This is a genomic window from Tabrizicola sp. (assembly GCF_022842145.1).
Classification (GTDB): domain Bacteria; phylum Pseudomonadota; class Alphaproteobacteria; order Rhodobacterales; family Rhodobacteraceae; genus Tabrizicola.
The window spans coordinates 645,811-664,923 of sequence record NZ_JALHQD010000001.1 but is presented as its reverse complement, the minus strand read 5'-3'; the positions used below and the strand labels follow the sequence as shown (position 1 = coordinate 664,923).

General features: G+C 67.6%; 20 protein-coding genes, 1 riboswitch and 1 other annotated feature. Of the genes, 17 read left to right on the top strand and 3 right to left on the bottom strand.

Annotation, left to right across the window (positions count from 1 at the left end):
- The first annotated feature begins 115 nt into the window (after positions 1-115).
- From Q0C42_RS03445 to Q0C42_RS03420, 6 genes are all read left to right on the top strand, one after another.
- Positions 116-706, top strand: coding sequence for a DNA-3-methyladenine glycosylase I (locus tag Q0C42_RS03445; protein ID WP_295071990.1), 591 nt, complete (start codon positions 116-118; stop codon positions 704-706).
- Between the two features lie 29 nt (positions 707-735).
- Positions 736-1,638 (top strand): thioredoxin, encoded by a 903-nt coding sequence (gene trxA / locus Q0C42_RS03440; protein ID WP_295071987.1) that lies wholly within the window; start codon positions 736-738, stop codon positions 1,636-1,638.
- Between the two features lie 27 nt (positions 1,639-1,665).
- Positions 1,666-2,307, top strand: coding sequence for an LON peptidase substrate-binding domain-containing protein (locus tag Q0C42_RS03435; protein ID WP_295071984.1), 642 nt, complete (start codon positions 1,666-1,668; stop codon positions 2,305-2,307).
- Entirely contained in the window at positions 2,304-2,480 is a 177-nt protein-coding gene (locus tag Q0C42_RS03430; RefSeq protein ID WP_295071981.1) for a Trm112 family protein, read from the top strand. The genes Q0C42_RS03435 and Q0C42_RS03430 overlap by 4 nt, the downstream gene beginning before the upstream one ends.
- A gap of 43 nt (positions 2,481-2,523) precedes the next feature.
- Positions 2,524-2,581 (top strand) — a sequence feature (sul1 is cis-regulatory element that is thought to sense ions involved in sulfur or methionine metabolism; They are found in Alphaproteobacteria).
- Positions 2,582-2,647: 66 nt separating this feature from the next.
- A complete protein-coding gene (locus tag Q0C42_RS03425; RefSeq protein ID WP_295071978.1) occupies positions 2,648-4,138 on the top strand; it encodes a SulP family inorganic anion transporter in 1,491 nt (496 codons plus the stop codon).
- A gap of 13 nt (positions 4,139-4,151) precedes the next feature.
- On the top strand, positions 4,152-5,006 hold the full coding sequence (locus tag Q0C42_RS03420) for a universal stress protein (RefSeq protein ID WP_295071975.1): 855 nt from the start codon (positions 4,152-4,154) through the stop codon (positions 5,004-5,006).
- Positions 5,007-5,090: 84 nt separating this feature from the next.
- Here Q0C42_RS03420 and Q0C42_RS03415 read toward each other — a convergent pair whose 3' ends face one another.
- Complete coding sequence (locus Q0C42_RS03415; RefSeq protein WP_295071973.1) at positions 5,091-5,234, bottom strand: hypothetical protein; 144 nt, start codon at positions 5,232-5,234, stop codon at positions 5,091-5,093.
- 97 nt (positions 5,235-5,331) lie between these two features.
- Complete coding sequence (gene cobO, locus Q0C42_RS03410) at positions 5,332-5,976, bottom strand: cob(I)yrinic acid a,c-diamide adenosyltransferase (protein WP_295071970.1); 645 nt, start codon at positions 5,974-5,976, stop codon at positions 5,332-5,334.
- A gap of 36 nt (positions 5,977-6,012) precedes the next feature.
- Positions 6,013-6,213, top strand: a riboswitch (cobalamin riboswitch).
- A gap of 88 nt (positions 6,214-6,301) precedes the next feature.
- On the opposite strand from cobO, the gene Q0C42_RS03405 reads away from it, so the two are divergent.
- The 7 genes from Q0C42_RS03405 to cobJ all read left to right on the top strand — a co-directional run bounded on the left by Q0C42_RS03405 (position 6,302) and on the right by cobJ (position 14,546).
- The gene (locus Q0C42_RS03405; RefSeq protein ID WP_295071966.1) at positions 6,302-6,670 is read left to right on the top strand and encodes a DUF1636 domain-containing protein; all 369 of its coding nucleotides are present in this window, start codon (positions 6,302-6,304) and stop codon (positions 6,668-6,670) included.
- Positions 6,667-7,701 carry a cobalamin biosynthesis protein CobW gene (gene cobW / locus Q0C42_RS03400; RefSeq protein ID WP_295071963.1) on the top strand — a complete coding sequence of 345 codons (1,035 nt, stop codon included), beginning with the start codon at positions 6,667-6,669 and terminating at the stop codon, positions 7,699-7,701. The genes Q0C42_RS03405 and cobW overlap by 4 nt, the downstream gene beginning before the upstream one ends.
- 110 nt (positions 7,702-7,811) lie before the next feature.
- On the top strand, positions 7,812-11,183 hold the full coding sequence (gene cobN, locus Q0C42_RS03395; RefSeq protein ID WP_295071960.1) for a cobaltochelatase subunit CobN: 3,372 nt from the start codon (positions 7,812-7,814) through the stop codon (positions 11,181-11,183).
- Between the two features lie 142 nt (positions 11,184-11,325).
- On the top strand, positions 11,326-12,468 hold the full coding sequence (cobG, locus tag Q0C42_RS03390; protein WP_295071959.1) for a precorrin-3B synthase: 1,143 nt from the start codon (positions 11,326-11,328) through the stop codon (positions 12,466-12,468).
- Complete coding sequence (locus Q0C42_RS03385) at positions 12,452-13,081, top strand: precorrin-8X methylmutase (RefSeq protein ID WP_295071956.1); 630 nt, start codon at positions 12,452-12,454, stop codon at positions 13,079-13,081. Before cobG ends, Q0C42_RS03385 begins: the two co-directional genes overlap by 17 nt.
- A gap of 2 nt (positions 13,082-13,083) precedes the next feature.
- Positions 13,084-13,815: a precorrin-2 C(20)-methyltransferase gene (locus Q0C42_RS03380; protein ID WP_295071953.1), complete on the top strand. Its 732-nt coding sequence runs from the start codon at positions 13,084-13,086 to the stop codon at positions 13,813-13,815.
- Positions 13,812-14,546 carry a precorrin-3B C(17)-methyltransferase gene (gene cobJ / locus Q0C42_RS03375; protein ID WP_295071950.1) on the top strand — a complete coding sequence of 245 codons (735 nt, stop codon included), beginning with the start codon at positions 13,812-13,814 and terminating at the stop codon, positions 14,544-14,546. The genes Q0C42_RS03380 and cobJ overlap by 4 nt, the downstream gene beginning before the upstream one ends.
- 71 nt (positions 14,547-14,617) lie before the next feature.
- Here the strand turns inward: cobJ and Q0C42_RS03370 are convergent, their stop codons facing one another.
- The gene (locus Q0C42_RS03370) at positions 14,618-15,343 is read right to left on the bottom strand and encodes a cobalt-precorrin-6A reductase (protein WP_295071947.1); all 726 of its coding nucleotides are present in this window, start codon (positions 15,341-15,343) and stop codon (positions 14,618-14,620) included.
- Here Q0C42_RS03370 and cbiE point away from each other — a divergent pair.
- The 4 genes from cbiE to Q0C42_RS03350 all read left to right on the top strand — a co-directional run bounded on the left by cbiE (position 15,342) and on the right by Q0C42_RS03350 (position 19,113).
- Entirely contained in the window at positions 15,342-16,511 is a 1,170-nt protein-coding gene (gene cbiE, locus Q0C42_RS03365; RefSeq protein ID WP_295071944.1) for a precorrin-6y C5,15-methyltransferase (decarboxylating) subunit CbiE, read from the top strand. The genes Q0C42_RS03370 and cbiE overlap by 2 nt on opposite strands.
- Positions 16,508-16,879 (top strand): cobalamin biosynthesis protein, encoded by a 372-nt coding sequence (locus Q0C42_RS03360; RefSeq protein ID WP_295071941.1) that lies wholly within the window; start codon positions 16,508-16,510, stop codon positions 16,877-16,879. Before cbiE ends, Q0C42_RS03360 begins: the two co-directional genes overlap by 4 nt.
- Positions 16,880-17,014: 135 nt before the next feature.
- Positions 17,015-17,800 carry a precorrin-4 C(11)-methyltransferase gene (cobM, locus tag Q0C42_RS03355; protein WP_295071938.1) on the top strand — a complete coding sequence of 262 codons (786 nt, stop codon included), beginning with the start codon at positions 17,015-17,017 and terminating at the stop codon, positions 17,798-17,800.
- Positions 17,797-19,113, top strand: a complete 1,317-nt coding sequence (locus Q0C42_RS03350) for a cobyrinate a,c-diamide synthase (RefSeq protein WP_295071935.1) — start codon at positions 17,797-17,799, stop codon at positions 19,111-19,113. Before cobM ends, Q0C42_RS03350 begins: the two co-directional genes overlap by 4 nt.

Sequence of the window (19,113 nt, the reverse complement as noted above, 5' to 3'; positions counted from 1 at the left end):
CCTGCCCCCGGCCGCTGACTTCATGCTCGACACCCTAGGCCCGGATGGGTAAACGGAAGGTCAATATTCCTATTTTGTTCCAATTCGCCGGACCGCCTTCCCAAGGGCCTTCGCCATGAAAAATGCCGACAATTCGACCCGTTGCCCGTGGTGCGGCACTGATCCGCTGTACACGGCCTACCACGACCAGGAATGGGGCCGTCCGGAGCGCGATTCGCGCCGGTTGTTCGAACTCCTGATTCTGGAAAGCTTCCAGGCTGGCCTGTCCTGGATCACCATCCTGCGGAAGCGCGACACCTTCCGCGCCGCCTTCCAGGGCTTTGACCCCGTCGTCATCGCCACCTGGGGCGAGCCCGAGATTACCCGTCTCCTGCAAGACCCCGGCATCGTCCGCCACCGTGGCAAGATCGAGGGCACGATCCGCGGCGCGCAAGCCTATCTCGGGATCGAAGCGCGGCAGGGGTTCTCTCCCTTCCTGTGGTCCTTCGCCCCACCGCCCGGCCCACGTCCCGCGACGATGGCCCAGGTCCCGTCACAGAGTCCGCAATCCCAGGCCATGTCCAAGGCGCTCAAGGCCGAGGGGTTCAACTTCGTCGGCCCCACCATCACCTACGCCTTCATGCAGGCCTCCGGCATGGTCAACGACCACATCGCCGCCTGCGATTGGGCTGACCCCTTGGCCTTTTCCGCACCAACGGCCATATAAGGGGCCAAACATCCACCAAGGGGTCCACCATGCTGGGTCTGGGCGAAAAACCGCAAGCCGACGCGAACCTGATCAAGGACGCAACCGAGGCCAGTTTCCTGGCCGATGTGATCGAGGCCAGCCAGACGGTTCCGATCATCGTCGACTTCTGGGCCACCTGGTGCGGCCCCTGCAAGACGCTGGGCCCGATGCTGGAAACCGCGGTCAAGGCCGCGGGTGGCAAGGTGAAGATGGTCAAGGTCGATGTCGACCAGAACCAGCGCATCGCCGCGCAGCTTCGCATCCAGTCGATCCCCACCGTCTACGCCTTCTGGCAGGGCCAGCCCGTCGACGGCTTCCAGGGCGCCGTACCCGCCTCGGAGCTGAAAGCCTTCGTCGACCGCGTCTCGGCCCTTGCCGGTGACGGTGGCCTTGCCGAGGCGATCCAGGCCGCCGAGGACATGCTGACCGAAGGCGCCGCCGCCGACGCCGCCGAAACCTTCGCCGCCATCCTGGAGGAAGAGCCCGAGAACGCCGTCGCCTACGGGGGCCTCGTCCGCGCGCATCTCGCGCTGGGCAACCTCGACCAGGCCGAAGCCTTCATCACCGCCGCCCCCGCCGCCATCGCCAAGTCCAAGGAACTCGACGCCGGCCGCGCCCAGCTGGAACTCGCCCGGCAAGCCGCCAATGCGGGCCCCGAAGCCGAACTCCGCGCCGCCGTCGAGGCCAGCCCCGACGACCACCAGGCCCGTTTCGACCTCGCCGCCGCCCTCCTGGCCGCCGGAAACCCGCAGGAAGCCGTCGACCAGCTACTCGAACTCTTCCGCCGCGACCGCGAGTGGAACGACGGTGCCGCCAAGACCCAGTTGTTCACCATTTTCGACGCGTTGAAGCCGCAGGACCCCATCGTCCTGGCCGGTCGCCGTCGCCTGTCGTCGATGATATTTGCCTGACCCCAACCTCGGGCTACCTAGGTGTCCATGATCACCGCAGCCGACTTGCCGGACACCATTCCGGTCTTCCCACTGCCCGGGGCGCTCATGCTCCCCCGGGCGCGTCTTCCCCTGCACATCTTCGAACCGCGCTACCTCGCGATGATCGAAGACTGCATGAAGACCAAGCACCGCCTCATCGGCATGATCCAGCCGCGCGAAACCCCGGGCGGTGAGAAACGCCTTCAGGCCATCGGCTGCGCCGGTCGCCTGACGGGCTTCTCGGAAACCGAGGATGGCCGCTACATGGTTACCCTCTCCGGCGCCTCCCGTTTCCGCGTCAAGGAAGAGGTCCAGGGCTTCACCCCCTATCGCCGCTGCCTCGTCGACTGGGCCCCCTTCGGCCGCGACCTTGGCCCGACCGAAGAGGACCCCGGCTTCCGCCGCGCCGAGTTCATGTCCCTCCTTGGCCGCTACTTCACCCGGCTGGAACTTTCGACCGACTGGAACAGCCTGCGCGAGGCCGAGGTCGAGCTTCTGATCAACTCGCTCTCCATGCTGTGTCCCTTCACGCCCGAGGACAAACAGGCCCTCCTCGAAGCCCCCACCCTCGTCACCCGCCGCGAAACCATGGTCACGCTGATCGAATTCGCTCTGCGTGGCAGCGGCGAAGAGGAAATCCTGCAATGAGCCAACCCACCGACCGCCGCATGCTGGAGGCGCTGGTCTGCCCGGTCACCAACGCCGTCCTGACCTACGACGCCGAGAAACAGGAACTGATCTCCAAGGCCGCCCACCTGGCCTTCCCGATCCGCGACGGCATCCCGATCATGCTGGTCAGCGAAGCGCGGCAACTGGACTAAGCTTGGCAACAGTCTGACTCTCGGCTACTAGCCCACCAACGAACATGGAGCGGGGTGCAATTCCCGGCTGGCTCTTCCGGCCGCCGATCCGCCGGACAACCGTCAGACAGACCCTTGCAAAACTCCAACCGTCAGTCGCTGGCGGATTGGTCTGGACCGGAATTCACATGATCTCACTCGACGCCTACCGCAACCAGTGGTTCGGCAGCATCAAGCCCGACCTGTTGTCGGGCCTTGTCGTGGCCCTCGCCCTGATCCCCGAGGCGATAGCCTTTTCCATCATCGCGGGGGTGGACCCGAAGGTTGGCCTCTACGCCAGCTTCTCCATTGCCGTCATCACCGCCATCGCAGGCGGCAGGCCCGGGATGATCTCGGCCGCCACGGCGGCCACGGCGGTTCTGATGGTCACGCTCGTCAAGGATCACGGCCTGCAATACCTGCTGGCCGCCACCGTCCTTGCGGGCCTTCTGCAGATCGCGATGGGCCTCGCCCGACTGGGCTTCGTCATGCGCTACGTCTCGAAATCGGTGATGACCGGCTTCGTGAATGCGCTGGCGATCCTGATCTTCATGGCCCAACTGCCCGAGCTTGACCCCCGGCAGGTCACCTGGCTGACCTATGCCCTCGTCGCCGCAGGCCTCGCGATCATCTACCTCTTTCCCTATCTCACCAAAGCCATCCCCTCGCCCCTCGTGACAATCCTCGTGCTGACCGCACTGACGCTGACTTTCGGCTGGGATGTCCGCACCGTTGGAGACATGGGCGAGTTGCCCGACACGCTGCCGGTCTTCCTGATCCCCGACATTCCGCTGAACCTGGAAACCCTGCAGATCATCTTCCCCTACGCGCTTGCCGTGGCCGTCGTGGGCCTGCTGGAAAGCCTCATGACGCAGACGCTGGTCGATGACCTGACCGACACGAAATCCGACCGCAACCAGGAATGCATCGGCCAGGGCCTTGCCAATACCGCCACCGGCTTCATCGGCGGCATGGCGGGTTGCGCGATGATCGGCCAAAGCATGATCAACGTGAAATCCGGCGGGCGCGGGCGGCTCTCCTGTGGCTTCGCCGGGGTCATGCTCCTCATCTTCTGCGTCGGCCTTGGCGACTGGGTCAGCCAGATCCCGATGCCCGCGCTGGTGGCGATCATGATCATGGTATCGATCGGCACCTTCTCCTGGTCCTCGATCCGCAACCTGACCACACACCCGCGCTCGTCCTCGGTCGTCATGCTCGCGACCGTGGCCGCCGTGGTCTACACGCACAACCTCGCCATCGGTGTCCTGATCGGGGTGCTGCTCTCCGGCATCTTCTTCGCCCGGAAGATCGCGCAACTGTTCCGCGTCACCAGCACCGCCAGCGCCGACGGCCTCACTCGCACCTATCGGGTCGAAGGCCAGCTCTTCTATGCCTCGGTCGAGGATTTCATGGCTGCCTTCGACTTCAAGGAAGCCCTAGACCGAGTCGTGATCGACGTCACCGACGCGCATATCTGGGACATCTCCTCGGTTCAGGCGCTGGACATGGCGGTCCTGAAATTCCGCCGCGATGGGGCCGAGGTCGAGATCATCGGCATGAACTCAGCGTCCGAAACCATCGTCGACAAGCTTGCGGTCCACGACAAGCCCGGCGCGATGGACAAGCTTCTGGCCCATTGATGGGGAACCAGACATGACGCAAAGGATCATCGCACTGGTCGACGGCTCGATCTACTCGGCCAGCGTCTGCGACCACGCCGTCTGGGTTGCGGGCCGCACGGGCGCTCCGGTGGAACTTCTCAACGTCCTGGGCCGCCATGAAGGCCCCCAGACGCAAGATCTGTCCGGCGCGATCCGGCTTGGCGCCCATAGCGCTCTGCTAAAGGAGCTTTCCGACCTCGACGCGCAGCGCTCCAAGCTCATGGCACAGCGGGGCCGTGCCATTCTGGAAGATGCCCAGGCGATTTTGATCCGGGACGGGGTGGCCGAGATTGCCACACGCCTCCGCCACGGCGACATCGTGGAAACGGTGGACGAGGCCGCAAAAGACGCAGCAATGATCCTGATCGGCAAGCGCGGCGAGGCGGCGAATTTCGCCAAGGGTCATCTGGGCTCCAACCTTGAACGCATAGTCCGCGCCAGCAGCTTGCCGGTCCTCGTCGCCCCCCGCGCGTTCAAGCCGATTGCAAAGGTTCTTCTGGCCTATGACGGTGGCGGTTCCGCCCGCAAGGCGGTGGACCACATCGCTCGCAATCCCCTGTTCGCCGGTCTGGCGGTGCATGTGGTGACCGTCGGCTCTGCCTCTCCCGAGGTGACGAAGGGGCTGGCAGATGCGGCTGCCCGCTTGCAGGGTGCCGGGTTTTCGGTCCAGACCGCCGTGATACAGGGCCAGCCGGACACCGCGCTGGGCCAGATGGTGGAAAGTGACGGTTTCGACATGGTGGTCATGGGCGCCTACGGCCACTCCCGCATCCGCGGCCTGATCATCGGGTCCACCACGACCCAGATGATCCGTTCGTGCAAGGTGCCCGTCTTGCTGATCCGCTGACGACCATCAGCGGTTGAAGCTTGGGGCCAGACCGACCCCGCCCCCGCCGTCAGGAGAGGACGGGTCAGATCAGTCGTCAGGGACTCAGAACAGCCCGTCGCCGCCCTGGTCCTGCTCGATGACCTCGTCTGCAACCACTGCACCCGCCCCGCCGATGAGCAGCGGCGCGCAGCCCGAGGCCAGAAGCCCCATCATCAGAACCGCCAAGGTCAGACCCGTTTTCCGCATCTTCCTGCCTCCTGCCAATGTCTTGCCAAATGCTTAACGTCCACAGCCATGTACCTGATTTCGCTGGGCCCGCGAACCGCGCCACGCGTGGGCAGGTTCAGAACTCCACCCCCGGCTGGGCCTTGATCCCGGCCCGGAAGGGGTGTTTCACCAGCGTCATCTCCGTCACCAGATCCGCCGCCTCGATCAACTCTTCCTTCGCATTGCGACCCGTTAGGACCACATGAGTCAAGGGCGGCTTTTCTGATTTCAGGAACTCCAGCACCTCGGCGATATCCAGGTAGTCGTACCGCAGCGCGATGTTGATCTCATCCAGCAAGACCATCCGGACCTCCGGGTTCCGGATCAGCTCCTTCGCCTTCTCCCACCCCGCCCGCGCCGCCGCGATATCGCGGGTCTTGTCCTGCGTCTCCCAGGTGAACCCCTCCCCCATCGCATGGAACTGGCAGAGGTCGCTGAAATGGGTCGTGATCAGCCGCCGCTCTCCGGTATCCCAGGCTCCCTTGATGAACTGCACCACGGCCGAGGGCATCCCATGCGCGACGCAGCGCAGGATCATCCCGAACCCGGACGAAGACTTCCCCTTCCCCGCTCCGGTGTGGACGATGATCAGCCCCTTCTCGCCTTCCTTGCCGGCCATGATCTTGTCCCGCGCGGCCTTCTTCTTCGCCATCTTTTGGGCATGCCGGGCAAGGTCATCGACAGCAGCTTCGGGGGCAGGTGTCGCATCGGTGTCGGTCATGGTCGGTGGTGTCCTTGACAAGGGGGGGGTGCTTGCCTCAGGTGGGCTGGCGCTGGTTCCTGTTTATGACAGGCGAAGAGGGAATGCGACAGGTCGGATTCGACCCCAAGCAGCCGCCCCCGCGACCGTGACCGGAGAGGTCTCCAATGCCACTGGCCAAGGCCGGGAAGGCGGGGGGCCGTGGGGGCAACCCCGTATCCGCAAGCCGGGAGACCTGCCAGCGCAGACGGTAACCGGCGGACGGGGTGTTCCGCGACCGGTGATCGGCGGCCCATCAGCGGGCTGCCCCTCGCTGGCCCACCCTTGCCGCCTTAGAAAGGCTGAAATGGGCACGACCCTTTACGTCTGCACCACCTGCAAGGCCGGCTCGCCGGTACCCGAGGGCGATCTGCCCCCCGGCGCGCAGCTTCATGCCGCGCTGACTGCCAGCGGCGCGCCCGATGTCCGCATCGTCGGTGTCGAATGCCTGTCCGCCTGCAACACCGGCTGCGCTGTCTCGCTGACCAAACCGGGAGCCTGGTCCTACGTCTACGGCCGCCTCACACTGGACGACGTCCCCGCAATTCTTGAGGGCGCCACCAAATACGCCGCCACCGCAGACGGCATCGTCCCCTGGCGCGAACGGCCTACCGTTTTCCGCAAGCAGTCCATCGCCCGCATCCCGCCGCAAATCCTAGACGAGGCCGCCGAATGACCGACCTGACCAAAATCCCCGTGACCGTGATCACCGGCTTCCTTGGCGCGGGGAAAACCACCCTGATCCGCCACCTGATGCAGAACCCGCAGGGCAAGCGGCTGGCGATCCTCGTCAACGAATTTGGCACCGTGGGCGTCGACGGCGACATCCTGAAGTCCTGCGCCGATGAGAACTGCCCCGTCGAGAACATCGTCGAGCTTGCCAACGGCTGCATCTGCTGCACCGTCGCCGATGATTTCATCCCGACGATCGAGGCGCTGATGGCAATGCCCGTCCGCCCCGACCACATCATCATCGAAACGTCGGGCCTCGCCCTGCCAAAGCCGCTCCTCAAGGCCTTCGACTGGCCGGCGATCCGTAGCCGCATCACCGTGGATGGTGTCATCGCCCTTGCCGATGCCGAGGCCGTTGCCGCCGGCCGCTTTGCCCCCGACGTCGCCGCCGTTGACGCCCAACGCGCCGCCGACCCCTCGCTTGACCACGAGACGCCGCTGTCGGAGGTCTTCGAAGACCAGATCCTCTGCGCCGACCTGATCCTTCTCTCCAAGGCCGACCTGGCCGGCGAAGCCGGTCTTGCCACCGCGCGCGAGGTCATCACCGCCGAGATGAACCGCCCGATCCCGATGCTCTCGATGACCGAAGGCGTCATCGACCCCCGCGTCATCCTGGGTCTCAACGCCGCCGCGGAGGATGACCTGGCCGCCCGCCCCTCGCACCACGACGGCCACGACGACCACGAACACGACGACTTCGACACCATCGTCGTCGACCTGCCCGAAGTGACCGACCCCGAGGCTCTGTCCACTGCCATCCAGCGCCTTGCCGACGAACAGAAGATCCTGCGCGTCAAGGGCCACATCGCCGTCGCGGGCAAGCCGATGCGGATGCTCGTCCAGGCCGTCGGAGCGCGTGTCCGCATGCAATACGACCGGCCATGGGGCACCCAACCGCGCCGCTCGCAACTGGTGGTCATCGCCGAGCATGACGACATCGACGAGACCGCGATCCGCAAGGTCCTGGGGGCCTGACGGACGTGAACCGCACCCTCTTCACCCTCGGGCACGATGCGCCCCCCTCCCTCCACCATCGGGAAGGGCAGGGGTGGGCGCGCGGGTTGCCCCTCCGGAGGACGTGACCGATGCACGTCGTCTTCCGCGAAAGTCACGGGCTCGAGGAAACCGAGACCCCCTTCGACGTCGGGCAGGACCCGGCGGATCTGGTGGTTCTCAGTTTTTCCGACAGCGATCTCGGAGCGTTCACCGCAGGCTATGAGCGCATGCGTAGGGTGGGCAATACTGCCCACCCCACCGTGCGTCTTGCCAACATCATCGCGCTGAAGCACCCGATTTCCGTCGACACCTACGTCGAGCGGACGCTCTTCGCCGCCAAGGCCGTCCTCGTCCGGATCATCGGTGGTGAGGCCTACTGGCCCTATGGCCTTGCCACCCTGCAGGACCTTGCCCGGCGCAACGGCATCGCCCTCGCGGTCCTTCCCGCCGACGGCCGTCCGGATCCGCGCCTCGATGAACTCTCGACGCTCCCCGTTTCAACCCTGCGCCGCCTGCAGGCCCTGTGCGACGAAGGCGGGGCGGTGGCTGCCCACGCCGCGCTGGCGCAGCTTGCGCTTGCCGCCGGCATCTATGCGGCCCCCGTGATCGGGGACAAGACAGTACCGCAGATGGGCTTTTACGACCCCGAGCATGGCGCGATCCCTGCGCCGGAAGGCCCCCACTTCCTTCCCCTCTCCACGAAGGGGAATTCAAGCCGATCCGCTGCATCCACGAGTGCCCCGGTGCCAGCACATGGCGCCCTCCCCCTCGCGTCCGGGCGGGATGGGGAGGGGTGCACGCCCGCCACCAAGGGCACCGTCCTCGTCATCTTCTACCGCAGCTACCTGACCGCCGGTGACACCGCCCCCATCGACGGGATGATCCAAGCCCTCCGCGCTGAAGGCTTCACGGCCTTCGGTGCCTTCGCCCCCAGCCTGAAGGCCCCCGGCGTCGCCGATTGGCTCTCCGCATACCTTGGCGCAAACCCACCCGTCGCCATAATCAACGCCACCGCCTTCTCCGCCAAATCCGACGACGGCCGGACCCCTTTCGACGTCGCCACTTGCCCCGTCTTCCAGGTCGCCCTCTCCACCGCGCGCCGCCGCGACTGGGCGGCGTCCGACCGTGGCCTCTCTCCCGCCGACCTGGCGATGCACGTCGTCCTGCCCGAGGTCGACGGCCGCCTCTTCGCAGGCCTCATCAGCCACAAATCCCCCGGCAAGAAGCACGCCGATCTGCAATTCTCCCGCTTCGCCCACCGCGCTGACGCCGCCCGCATTCAGGCCGCGGTCGACCGAGTTGCCCACTGGCACCGCCTCGCCACAACCCCGGCGCAAGACCGCCAGCTTGCGGTGATCCTCTCCACCTACCCCGGCCGGGCGCACCAGATGGCACATGCCGTCGGCCTCGACGCACTGGCTTCCACCGAGACGCTTCTCGATACTCTGGCCACCGAAGGCTACAGCACCGCCGAAGGCACCCCGCTTCCACAGGCACTGACAGAACCCCTGACCTGGCCTCTGCAAGCCTACCAAGCCGCCCTCCAGACCCTCCCCGAGCCCCTTCGCCAGACCCTGCATGACGCCTGGGGGGACCCCACCACCGACTCCTCCGTCCAGGACGGCGAGTTCCACTTCCCCGCCACCCGCCGGGGCCACACGCTCATCGCGCTCCAACCCGAACGCGGCGAGGTCCAGACCCGCGACGACAGCTACCACGACCTCTCCCGCACCCCGCGCCACGCCTATGTCGCCTTCTACCTCTGGCTCCGCGGCCAATCCCCCCACGCGCTGATCCACATGGGCGCGCACGGCACGCTGGAGTGGCTGCCTGGCAAATCCGTCGCCCTGAGTGACACCTGCTGGCCCGAGGCGCTGATCGGCCCCACTCCGGTCATCTACCCTTTCATCGTCAACGACCCTGGTGAGGCCGCCCAGGCCAAGCGCCGCATCGGCGCCGTGACCCTTGGCCACCTGCCGCCGCCGATGGTGCAAAGCCAGACGCCGGCGGAACTCCTCCGCCTTGAACGCCTCCTCGACGAATACTCCACTGCCGACGGCCTTGATCCCGCGCGCCGCACCCGCCTGATCGCCTCGATCCGCGACGAGGCCCAAGCCTCCGGCGTCGCCGCCGACCTCGGCCTGCCGCCCGACGCCACCCCCGCCGAGGCGATCACAAGGATCGACCGCTTCGTCTGCGACCTGAAGGAAAGCCAGTTCGGCCACGGCCTGCACATCTTCGGCCAAGCCCAAGGCGAGACCGAGGGCCTCCTCACCGCCCTTAACGGCCACAAGGTCGCCCCCGGCCCCGCAGGCTCCCCCAACCGGGGCCGCTCCGATGTCCTCCCAACAGGCCGAAACCTCTTCTCCGTCGACCCCCGCGCCGTCCCCTCCCGCAACGCCCATGCCCAAGGCGTCAAGCTGGCCGAGGAACTGATCCGCCGCCACCTGCAGGACCACGGCGATTACCCGCGCGGCCTTGTCGTCGACCTCTGGGGCAGCGCGACGATGCGCACGGCCGGCGAAGAATTCGCGATGGCCCTCCACCTCGCCGGCCTCGCACCGAAATGGGACGACGGCTCCGCCCGAGTGGGGGGCTTCGAAATCCTCCCCCTCGCCATCCTCGGACGCCCGAGGATCGACGTCACGCTCCGAGTCTCTGGCCTCTTCCGCGATGTCTTCCCGACCCTCGCGCAGCTCTTCGAAGCCGGGTCCGAAGCGCTGAGCCAACGCGACGAAACCCCCGAAGACAACCCCTACACTACCCGCTCCGCGCGCGTCTTCGGCCCCAAACCCGGCCTCTATGGCCTTGGCATGGGCACCGCCGCCGACACCTTCACCGATGAGGCCCGCGCCGCCGCCGGCGAAGCCTGGCTGACCGCATCCAGCTGGGCCATCGGCCAGGACGGCCAGTCCACCGAAAACCGCGCCGCCCTCGAAACCCGCGTCCTGAACGCCGACGCCTTCGTCCATCCCCAGGACCTGCCAGAAACCGACGTCCTGATGGCTGCTGACTACGCCGCCCACGAGGCCGGTTTCGCCGCCGCGGTCGCCAAGCTGGGTGGCCAAACTCCCACCCTCTACCACCTCGACGCCACCCGCGTCGGCGACCCCCGCGCCCGAACCCTGACCGAGGAAATCGCCAGAACCGTTCGCGCCCGCGCCGCCAACCCCCTTTGGGCGGAAGGCATGATGAACCACGGCTACCGCGGTGCCGCCGAAATCGCCGCCACACTCGATCACATGGCCGCCTTCGCCCATCTCGCCCAGGTTGTCCCGCCGCATCTATTCGACCTCTACCACGATGCCACCTTGGGCCGCGACGAAGTCCGCGACTTCCTCCAGCGCGAAAACCCCGCCGCCCTGGCTGCAATGGAAGACCTCTTCCGCCGTCTCCGCGACGCGGGCCTCTGGCAGACCCGCCGCAACTCCATCGCCGCGACGCTGGACGGTGCGGCATGACCTTCCCCTTTCACGTTTGCCCAAATATCCCCGCCGGAGGCACCCCGAGCCGTTGCGCGTTCTTCACGCGCAAAAGGCGAGACAAAAGTCTTGCGCGGAACGCGCTCACTTTGAAAACCGCCCTCACCCCAGGTCACGCCGCATGACCGCCTGGGAGATCAAGGGCTGGTGCCCCGGCGCGCTGCGTCCGATGCAGTCCGGTGACGGGCTTGTGGTCCGCATCCGTCCGCCGCTGGGCCGCCTCACCGCCAAGCAAGCCCTTGCCATCGCCGATGCCGCCCAGACCCACGGCAACGGCATCATCGACCTCTCGGCCCGCGCCAACCTGCAACTGCGGGGCGTGACCGAGGCGTCCCACGGCCCCCTGATCGCCGACCTTGGCGCCCACGCCCTCATCGACCCCGACATTCAGACAGAATCTCTCCGCAATCTCATCGTCACCCCCTTCCGCGATGACGAGACCGCCGCTCTCGCCGCCACCCTCACGGCTGCCCTGACCCAAATGCCGAAGCTCCCCGGCAAATTCGGCTTTGCTCTCGATACCGGCCCGCATCCGGTGCTGACCGGAACCTCCGCCGACATCCGCATCGAACGTTCCACGGGCGGCACCCTGATCCTCCGCCCCGACGGTCATCCCCTTGGGCAGCCCGTCACCGATCTCCCGCGCGATGCCCTCGCGCTTGCCCAGTGGTTCGTCTCGAACGGGGGCATCACCGAGGGCCGGGGCCGCATGGCCGCCCTCATCGCCAAGGGCCTCGTCCCTCCCGGCTGCAGCCTCGCGCCCGCCGAACGACTTCCGACCCCGCGCCCGGGCCTCCACCCGGACGGAGCCCTCGTCGCCCTCGCCTTCGGCCAGATGCGCGCCGAAACTCTTCACGCCGTTGCGGCTCTGGGCCACGAGATCCGCCCGACCCCCTGGCGCATGCTCCTCCTGGTCGCAGCGATCACCCTTCCAGCGGTTCCCGGGCTCATCACCGACCCGGCCGACCCGGTTCTCCGGATCACCGCCTGCACCGGCGCACCTGGCTGCCCGCAAGGGCTGGGCGATACCCGCAGCCTGGCACGCGACCTCGCTCCACACCTTCCGCCAACCCGGACCCTCCATATCTCGGGCTGCGCCAAGGGTTGTGCCCACCCAGCCCCTGCCGACCTTACCCTCACCGCCACCGGCCAGGGCTATGACCTGATCCGAAGCGGCACCGCCTCCGACACACCCAGCCTGCGCGGTCTCACGCCGCAGGCCATCCAGGACCACCTGAAGGCCTTTCATGCCCCACATCTATGAAACCGACGGCGCGGCGATCTACGTGCAAAGCTTTGCCATGATCCGGGCCGAGGCCGACCTCGCCCGCTTCACGCCGGAGGAGGAGATCGTCGCCGTCCGGATGATCCACGCCGCCGGGATGGTCGACCTCGCGCCTCACATCCGCTTTTCCCCCGGCATGGCCATCGCGGCCCGTGCGGCGCTGGAGGCTGGCGCGCCGATCCTCTGCGACGTCCGCATGGTCAGCGAGGGGATCACGAAGAAACGCCTGCCCGCGGACAACCAGATCATCTGCACCCTGCAGCACCCCGACGTCCCTGCTCTGGCGGCAAGCATCAACAACACCCGCTCCGCCGCTGCCGTGGAACTCTGGCGCCCGCACCTTGAAGGCGCCGTGGTCGCCATCGGCAACGCGCCCACGGCGCTTTTCCACCTTCTGAACATGCTGGAAGACCCCACCTGCCCAAGGCCCGCCGCGATCATCGGTTGCCCGGTGGGCTTTGTCGGCGCGGCGGAATCCAAGGACGCGCTGATGGAGGCTCCGCCCGTCCCCAGCGTCATTGTCCAGGGCCGTCTCGGCGGGTCGGCTATCACCGTCGCGGCGATCAACGCCCTCGCATCCCGGAAGGAATGAGCATGGGTCGCGTGATCTGTGCCGGCCTCGGTCCCGGCGATCCCGAGCTGATGAGCCTCAAGGCTGCTCGCACCATCGGGACGGCAAAGCACATCGCCTATTTCCGCAAGGAAGGTCGGGCTGGTCAGGCCAGACGGATCGTCGAGGGGATGCTGCCCCTGGATGCCATCGAATACCCGATGGAATATCCGGTCACGACCGAGCTTCCCTTCGCCAGCCCGGAATACACCGATGCTCTGGCCCGCTTCTATGACGACTGGGCGGACCGCCTCGCGACCCTCGCGCAGACCGAGGATGTGGTTGTCCTCTGCGAAGGCGACCCCTTCTTCTACGGCAGTTTCATGCACCTGCATTCCCGCCTGCAGGGTCGGGTTCCGGTCGAGGTGATCCCCGGCATCACCGGCATGACCGGCTGCTGGAATGCCACCGACACCCCGATCACCTGGGGCGACGACGTGCTGACCGTGCTGATGGGCACGCTGCCGGAGGACGACCTCGTGCGCCACATGGAAGGTGCCGATGCGCTGGTCATCATGAAGACCGGCCGCAACCTCCCCCGCGTCCGCCGCGCGCTGGAACGGGCCGGCCGCCTGCACGCAGCCTGGGTGGTGGAACGGGGCACGATGCCCGGCCAGCGCATCGCGCGCCTGGCCGAAATCGACGTCGAAGACTGCCCCTACTTCGCCATCGTCCTGGTCCACGGCCACGGCCGCCGCCCGGAAATCGCGGAATGACCGGCTGGCTTGTCATCGCGGGCCTGGGGCCGGGGGATGACCGGCTGGTGACTCCAGAGGTGTCCGAAGTGCTGGCCGAAGCTACCGACGTTGTCGGCTACATTCCTTACGTCGCACGGGTGGCCCCGCGCCCGGGCTTGACCCTTCATCCCTCCGACAACCGCGTCGAACTGGACCGCGCCCGCGCCGCCTTGCAGATGGCATCCGAGGGCAAGCGCGTTGTCGTCGTGTCTTCCGGCGATCCCGGTGTCTTCGCGATGGCCTCGGCGGTGTTCGAGGCGCTGGAGGGCCGCGCGGATTGGCAAGCCCTCGATATCCGCGTCCTACCCGGGATCACCGCGATGCTTGCCGCCGCCGCCGCCGCCGGTGCGCCATTGGGGCATGATTTCTGCTGCATCAACCTGAGCGATAACCTTAAACCCTGGGAGGTGATCGAAACCCGCCTCCGCCACGCCGCCCGCGCCGATTTCGCGATGGCCTTCTACAATCCCCGCTCTGCCAGCCGCCCCGAGGGCTTCGTCAAGACATTGCAGACCCTTCGCGAGGAGTGCGGGCCGGACCGCCTGATCACCTTCGCCCGCGCGGTCAGTACCCCGGAACAGCGGATCACGACCGTCACCCTCGGAGAAGCTACGCCCGAAATGGCCGACATGCGCACCGTGGTGATCGTGGGCAACTCGGCCACCCGCCGCGTCGGTCGCTTCGTCTACTCACCCAGGAGCGCGGGATGAGCACGGTTCGGCACGGGGCCAAAATCCTTCGAAGGATTTTGACGGACTTTTCGAAAAGTCCGGGTCCCGGTTCAACCGTTCAGCCAGGACATGACGGCGGGCACGCTGTGCACCACCCGACGGGGCGGCAACACGGGCCGGTCGATCATCACCACCGGCAGCCCAAGCGCCCGAGCCGCCGCGATCTTGGCCACCGCGCCCTTGCCACCGGCGTTTTTGGCAACGACGACCTGGGTCCCATGCCCCTGCATCAGGGCAGTGTCTCCAGCCACGTCGAACGGGCCGCGGGCCACAACCACATCGGCGGGGAAAGGCAGGGCGGTCGGCTGATCTACCAGCCGGAGGAGATAGCGGTGCTGCGGCTGCGCGGCGAAGGCGTCGATATGCTGGCGACCGATCGCCAGGAATACCCGCTGTGTGGGGCCATCCAGCGCGGCAACGGCGGCGTCGATGTCGGCCACATGCGTCCAGCGGTCGCCCTCACCCGGCGTCCAGGGCGCGCGCTCCAGCGCGATCAGGGGGACGCCCTCGGCCGTGCAGGCGGCGACGGCATTGCTGCTCATCTGGGCGGCGAAGGGATGCGTGGCGTCGATCACATGGGTGATCGCTTCAGCCTGAAGGTAGGCCCGCAGACCCTCGACTCCGCCAAAGCCGCCAACCCGCATGTGGATCGGCTGGCCCATCGGCGCCTCGGTCCGCCCGGCGTAGGAGTAGACACCGGAAAGCCCCGACTTCGCGATGGCCTGGGCCAGAAGGTTCGCCTCGGTCGTGCCGCCCAGAAGGAGTATCCGTGTCATGCGTGATGCCTGGCTTACCATAATCGGGCTGAACGAAGATGGACCGGCTGGCCTTGCGCCCGCAAGCCACGCTGCCCTTGCCGATGCGAAAACGGTGTTCGGCGGTCCCCGGCATCTGGACTTGATCGGCGCCGGAGACAAGGGCCAAGCCTGGCCGGTGCCGTTCGATCCGACCCCCGTCCTGGCCCAGCGCGGCACTCCTGTCGTCGTCCTGGCCTCGGGGGATCCGTTCTGGTTTGGCGCGGGCGGCAGCCTGATGGCACATCTTACCCCCGGAGAATGGGTGTCGCACCCTGCGCCGTCTACCTTCCAGCTGGCCGCGAACCGGCTGGGCTGGCGGCTGGAGGAGACAATATGTCTTGGCCTCCACGCCGCTCCGTTCGCGCGCCTGCGTCCGGTTCTCGGCAAGGGAGTCCGGGTGATCTGCACGCTTCGCGATGGGTCCGCAGTGGCCGAGCTTTCCGCCTGGCTTGCCACCAACGGCCACCCCAACGCCCGCCTGACCGTGCTCGAATGCCTTGGGGGGCCGCGTGAGCGCATCACGCCGGGTCTGCCGGATGACCCGATCGGGGCCCCGGTCTCGGCGGCCATCGAGGCCACCGATCCCGGGCTGCCGCGGGCCAGTGGCTTGCCGGATGAGCTTTTCCAACACGACGGCCAGATCACCAAGCGACCCGTGCGCGCCCTGACCCTTTCCGCCCTTGCCCCGCGCCCAGGCGAGGTGCTTTGGGACATCGGTGCGGGTTCCGGCTCGGTCGGAATCGAATGGCTCCTGGCCGGCGGCGCGCGGGTCGAGGCGCTGGAGGCCGATCCCGCGCGCGCCGCCCGTGCCCGCGGCAACGTGGACAGCTTTGGGCTGTCGCACCGCCACCGCCTGACCGAAATCCGCGCTCCGGAGGGTCTGGAGCGCCTGTCTCGCCCCGATACCGTCTTCATCGGAGGCGGCGCGTCGGACGCCTTGCTGGCCAGGCTTTGGGACCTGATCCCGCCCGGCACGCGTCTTGTAATGAACGCCGTGACGCTGGAGACCGAGGCCCTGGTCCTTGACTGGTCGGCCCGTCAAGGGGGCGACCTTCTGAAGGTCGAACTGTCGGAAGCAGCCCCGATCGGCCGCAAGCGGGGCTGGCGCGCAGCACTGCCGATCCTGCAGTGGAGCGTCAGCCGATGATCGTGGCAGGATTCGGTTTCCGCGCCGGGGCAACCCTGGCCGCATTGCAGGACGCGCTGGCAAAGGCCGGAGGGCCGGTGGGTGTGACGCATCTGGCGACGCATGCGGCCAAGGCCGACGGACTGGTGCCCCTGGGCCAGGCGCTGGACCTGCCCGTGGTGGCCTTGGCGCCCGAGCGACTGCGGAGCGTGGCGACGCTGACCAGGTCCGACCGGGTGGAAGCGCTGTTCGGCACGGGCTCGATCGCCGAAGCGGCAGCTCTGGCGGCAGCGGGTCAGGGCGCGCGGCTGAGGGCGCCGCGGGCGGTGTCGGCGGACGGGACAGCGACGGCGGCGATTGCGGAGGGTGCCGGTGACGGACGCTTGTGAAATCGAGCGCCTTGCGGCGCGAGCCTTTTGTCTCGCCTCTGCGCGCGAAGGGCGCGCAACCGGCTCGGGCGTGCTCCGCAGGGGATATTTGGGCAAATGTGAAAGGGCAGGGGCTCGCCTCTGCAAGGGTGCGGCATGACGGTCCACTTCATCGGAGCCGGGCCGGGGGCGGCGGATCTGCTGACCCTGCGCGGGCGGGATCTGATCGCGGCCTCTCCGGTCTGTCTTTATGCCGGGTCGCTGGTGCCCGAAGGCGTGCTCTCGCATTGCGCGCCGGGCTGCCGCATCGTGAACACCGCGCCCCTGTCACTGGACGAGATCACGGCCGAGATCGTCTCGGCGCATGAAAAGGGCCAGGACGTGGCACGCCTGCATTCCGGGGACCTGTCGGTCTGGTCGGCAATGGGCGAGCAGTTGCGCCGTCTGCGCGCGTTGGCCATCCCCTATGACGTCACGCCCGGCGTTCCGTCCTTTGCGGCCGCCGCTGCCGCGCTGGGGGTGGAGCTGACTCTGCCGGGGCTGGCACAATCCGTCGTGCTGACGCGCACGGAAGGCCGGGCGACGCAGATGCCTTCGCGCGAAACCCTGTCCGCCTTTGGCGCGACGGGGGCGACGCTGGCCTTGCACCTGTCGATCCACCTGATCGACAAGCTGACCGCGGATCTGGTCCCGCACTATGGCGCGGAGTGTCCGGTGGCGGTGGTCTGGCGCGCCTCCTGGCCCGACCAGCGGATCATCCGCGCGACGCTTGCCACGCTGAAAGACGCGGTGCCGGCGGAGGTCGAGCGCACGGCCCTGATTCTCGTCGGTCCCGCGCTGGCCCAGGAAGGCTTCGAGGAAAGCCGCCTTTACGCTGGCGACTATGACCGCCGCTACCGGCCTGTCGGCACGCATCCGCGCTTTCCGGGGACCGGCGGATGATCCCGGGTCTTCTCATTGCGGCCCCGGCTTCGGGAACCGGCAAGACCACGGTCATGCTGGGACTTCTGGGCGCGCTGCGGGACCGGGGGCTGAAGGTCCAGCCGTTCAAGAACGGACCGGATTACATCGACCCGGCCTTCCACCGGGCAGCAAGTGGGCGCTTCTCGTTCAACCTGGACACCTGGGCAATGCCGCCCGTGATGCTGGACGGGATGTTGACGGTGGCCGACGGTGCGGACCTTGTCCTGGCCGAAGGGTCGATGGGGCTGTTCGACGGGGTCGCCGCGCCGGGAGCGACCGGCAACGGCGCCAGCGCGGACCTGGCACAGCGGATGGGCTGGCCGGTGGTCCTGGTGATCGACGCCAGCGGGCAGGCGCAAACCGCCGCTGCGGTGGCGCAGGGGCTGGTCCGGTTCCGTCCCGGCGTCCGGGTGGCGGGCGTGATCCTCAATCGTGTTGCCTCGCCCCGGCACGAGGCGCTGATCCGTGACGGAATGGCCGAGGCGGGGCTGATCGTCCTGGGTGTCCTGCCCAAGCGCGCGGCCATCGCAATGCCCGAACGCCACCTGGGCCTGGTGCAGGCCGAGGAACAGCCGGCCCTGCAAGCTTTGATCGCCGAGGCGTCGCAGCTGGTGCGGGACTGTGTGGACCTTGATGCTCTGATCGCGGCGGCGGCAACGACGGCCCAGCAGACCCTTTCGGCCCGGATCATCCCGCCGGGCCAGCGCATCGCCCTGGCACGGGACGTGGCGTTCAGTTTCGTCTACCCGCATCTTTTGCACGGCTGGCGCGCGGCCGGGGCCGAGGTCTTGCCGTTCTCGCCGCTGGCGGACCAGTCCCCGGACGCCACGGCCGACGTCTGCTGGCTTCCGGGCGGTTACCCCGAACTGCATGGCGCGACGCTGGCCGGGGCCGACCGCTTCCGCACCGGCTTGCGGGCCTTTGCCGCGACAAAGCCGGTGCACGGCGAATGCGGGGGCTACATGGCGATGGGCGAGGCGATCGTCGACAAGGACGGCGTCCGGCACCAGATGGCGGGCCTTCTGGGGCTGGTCACCAGCTACGAGAAACGGAAGATGCACCTGGGCTACCGCAGTGCCACCCTGGCACAGGCCATGCCGGGACATCCTGTTGGCAGTCTGCTGCGGGGACACGAGTTCCACTACTCCACCATCCTGACCCAACCCGACGCCCCGCTGGCCAAGGTCAGCGATGCCACCGGCACTGCGGTGGCCGAAACCGGCAGCACTCGACTCCAGCCGGGCGGCGGGCTATCGACCGGCACCTTCTTCCACCTGATCGCAAGCGCATGA

What these genes read in the sequence shown, in the direction of transcription:
- cobG (WP_295071959.1), top strand. Translation starts at nt 11,326, where the DNA reads ATGACCGCCTGGGAGATCAAGGGCTGGTGCCCCGGCGCGCTGCGTCCG.
- Q0C42_RS03360 (WP_295071941.1), top strand. Translation starts at nt 16,508, where the DNA reads ATGATCGTGGCAGGATTCGGTTTCCGCGCCGGGGCAACCCTGGCCGCA.
- Q0C42_RS03435 (WP_295071984.1), top strand. Translation starts at nt 1,666, where the DNA reads ATGATCACCGCAGCCGACTTGCCGGACACCATTCCGGTCTTCCCACTG.
- cobN (WP_295071960.1), top strand. Translation starts at nt 7,812, where the DNA reads ATGCACGTCGTCTTCCGCGAAAGTCACGGGCTCGAGGAAACCGAGACC.
- Q0C42_RS03350 (WP_295071935.1), top strand. Translation starts at nt 17,797, where the DNA reads ATGATCCCGGGTCTTCTCATTGCGGCCCCGGCTTCGGGAACCGGCAAG.
- cbiE (WP_295071944.1), top strand. Translation starts at nt 15,342, where the DNA reads ATGCGTGATGCCTGGCTTACCATAATCGGGCTGAACGAAGATGGACCG.
- cobM (WP_295071938.1), top strand. Translation starts at nt 17,015, where the DNA reads ATGACGGTCCACTTCATCGGAGCCGGGCCGGGGGCGGCGGATCTGCTG.
- Q0C42_RS03420 (WP_295071975.1), top strand. Translation starts at nt 4,152, where the DNA reads ATGACGCAAAGGATCATCGCACTGGTCGACGGCTCGATCTACTCGGCC.
- cobO (WP_295071970.1), bottom strand. Translation starts at nt 5,976, where the DNA reads ATGACCGACACCGATGCGACACCTGCCCCCGAAGCTGCTGTCGATGAC.
- trxA (WP_295071987.1), top strand. Translation starts at nt 736, where the DNA reads ATGCTGGGTCTGGGCGAAAAACCGCAAGCCGACGCGAACCTGATCAAG.
- Q0C42_RS03370 (WP_295071947.1), bottom strand. Translation starts at nt 15,343, where the DNA reads ATGACACGGATACTCCTTCTGGGCGGCACGACCGAGGCGAACCTTCTG.
- cobJ (WP_295071950.1), top strand. Translation starts at nt 13,812, where the DNA reads ATGACCGGCTGGCTTGTCATCGCGGGCCTGGGGCCGGGGGATGACCGG.
- Q0C42_RS03385 (WP_295071956.1), top strand. Translation starts at nt 12,452, where the DNA reads ATGCCCCACATCTATGAAACCGACGGCGCGGCGATCTACGTGCAAAGC.
- Q0C42_RS03405 (WP_295071966.1), top strand. Translation starts at nt 6,302, where the DNA reads ATGGGCACGACCCTTTACGTCTGCACCACCTGCAAGGCCGGCTCGCCG.
- Q0C42_RS03415 (WP_295071973.1), bottom strand. Translation starts at nt 5,234, where the DNA reads ATGCGGAAAACGGGTCTGACCTTGGCGGTTCTGATGATGGGGCTTCTG.
- Q0C42_RS03445 (WP_295071990.1), top strand. Translation starts at nt 116, where the DNA reads ATGAAAAATGCCGACAATTCGACCCGTTGCCCGTGGTGCGGCACTGAT.
- Q0C42_RS03380 (WP_295071953.1), top strand. Translation starts at nt 13,084, where the DNA reads ATGGGTCGCGTGATCTGTGCCGGCCTCGGTCCCGGCGATCCCGAGCTG.
- Q0C42_RS03430 (WP_295071981.1), top strand. Translation starts at nt 2,304, where the DNA reads ATGAGCCAACCCACCGACCGCCGCATGCTGGAGGCGCTGGTCTGCCCG.
- cobW (WP_295071963.1), top strand. Translation starts at nt 6,667, where the DNA reads ATGACCGACCTGACCAAAATCCCCGTGACCGTGATCACCGGCTTCCTT.
- Q0C42_RS03425 (WP_295071978.1), top strand. Translation starts at nt 2,648, where the DNA reads ATGATCTCACTCGACGCCTACCGCAACCAGTGGTTCGGCAGCATCAAG.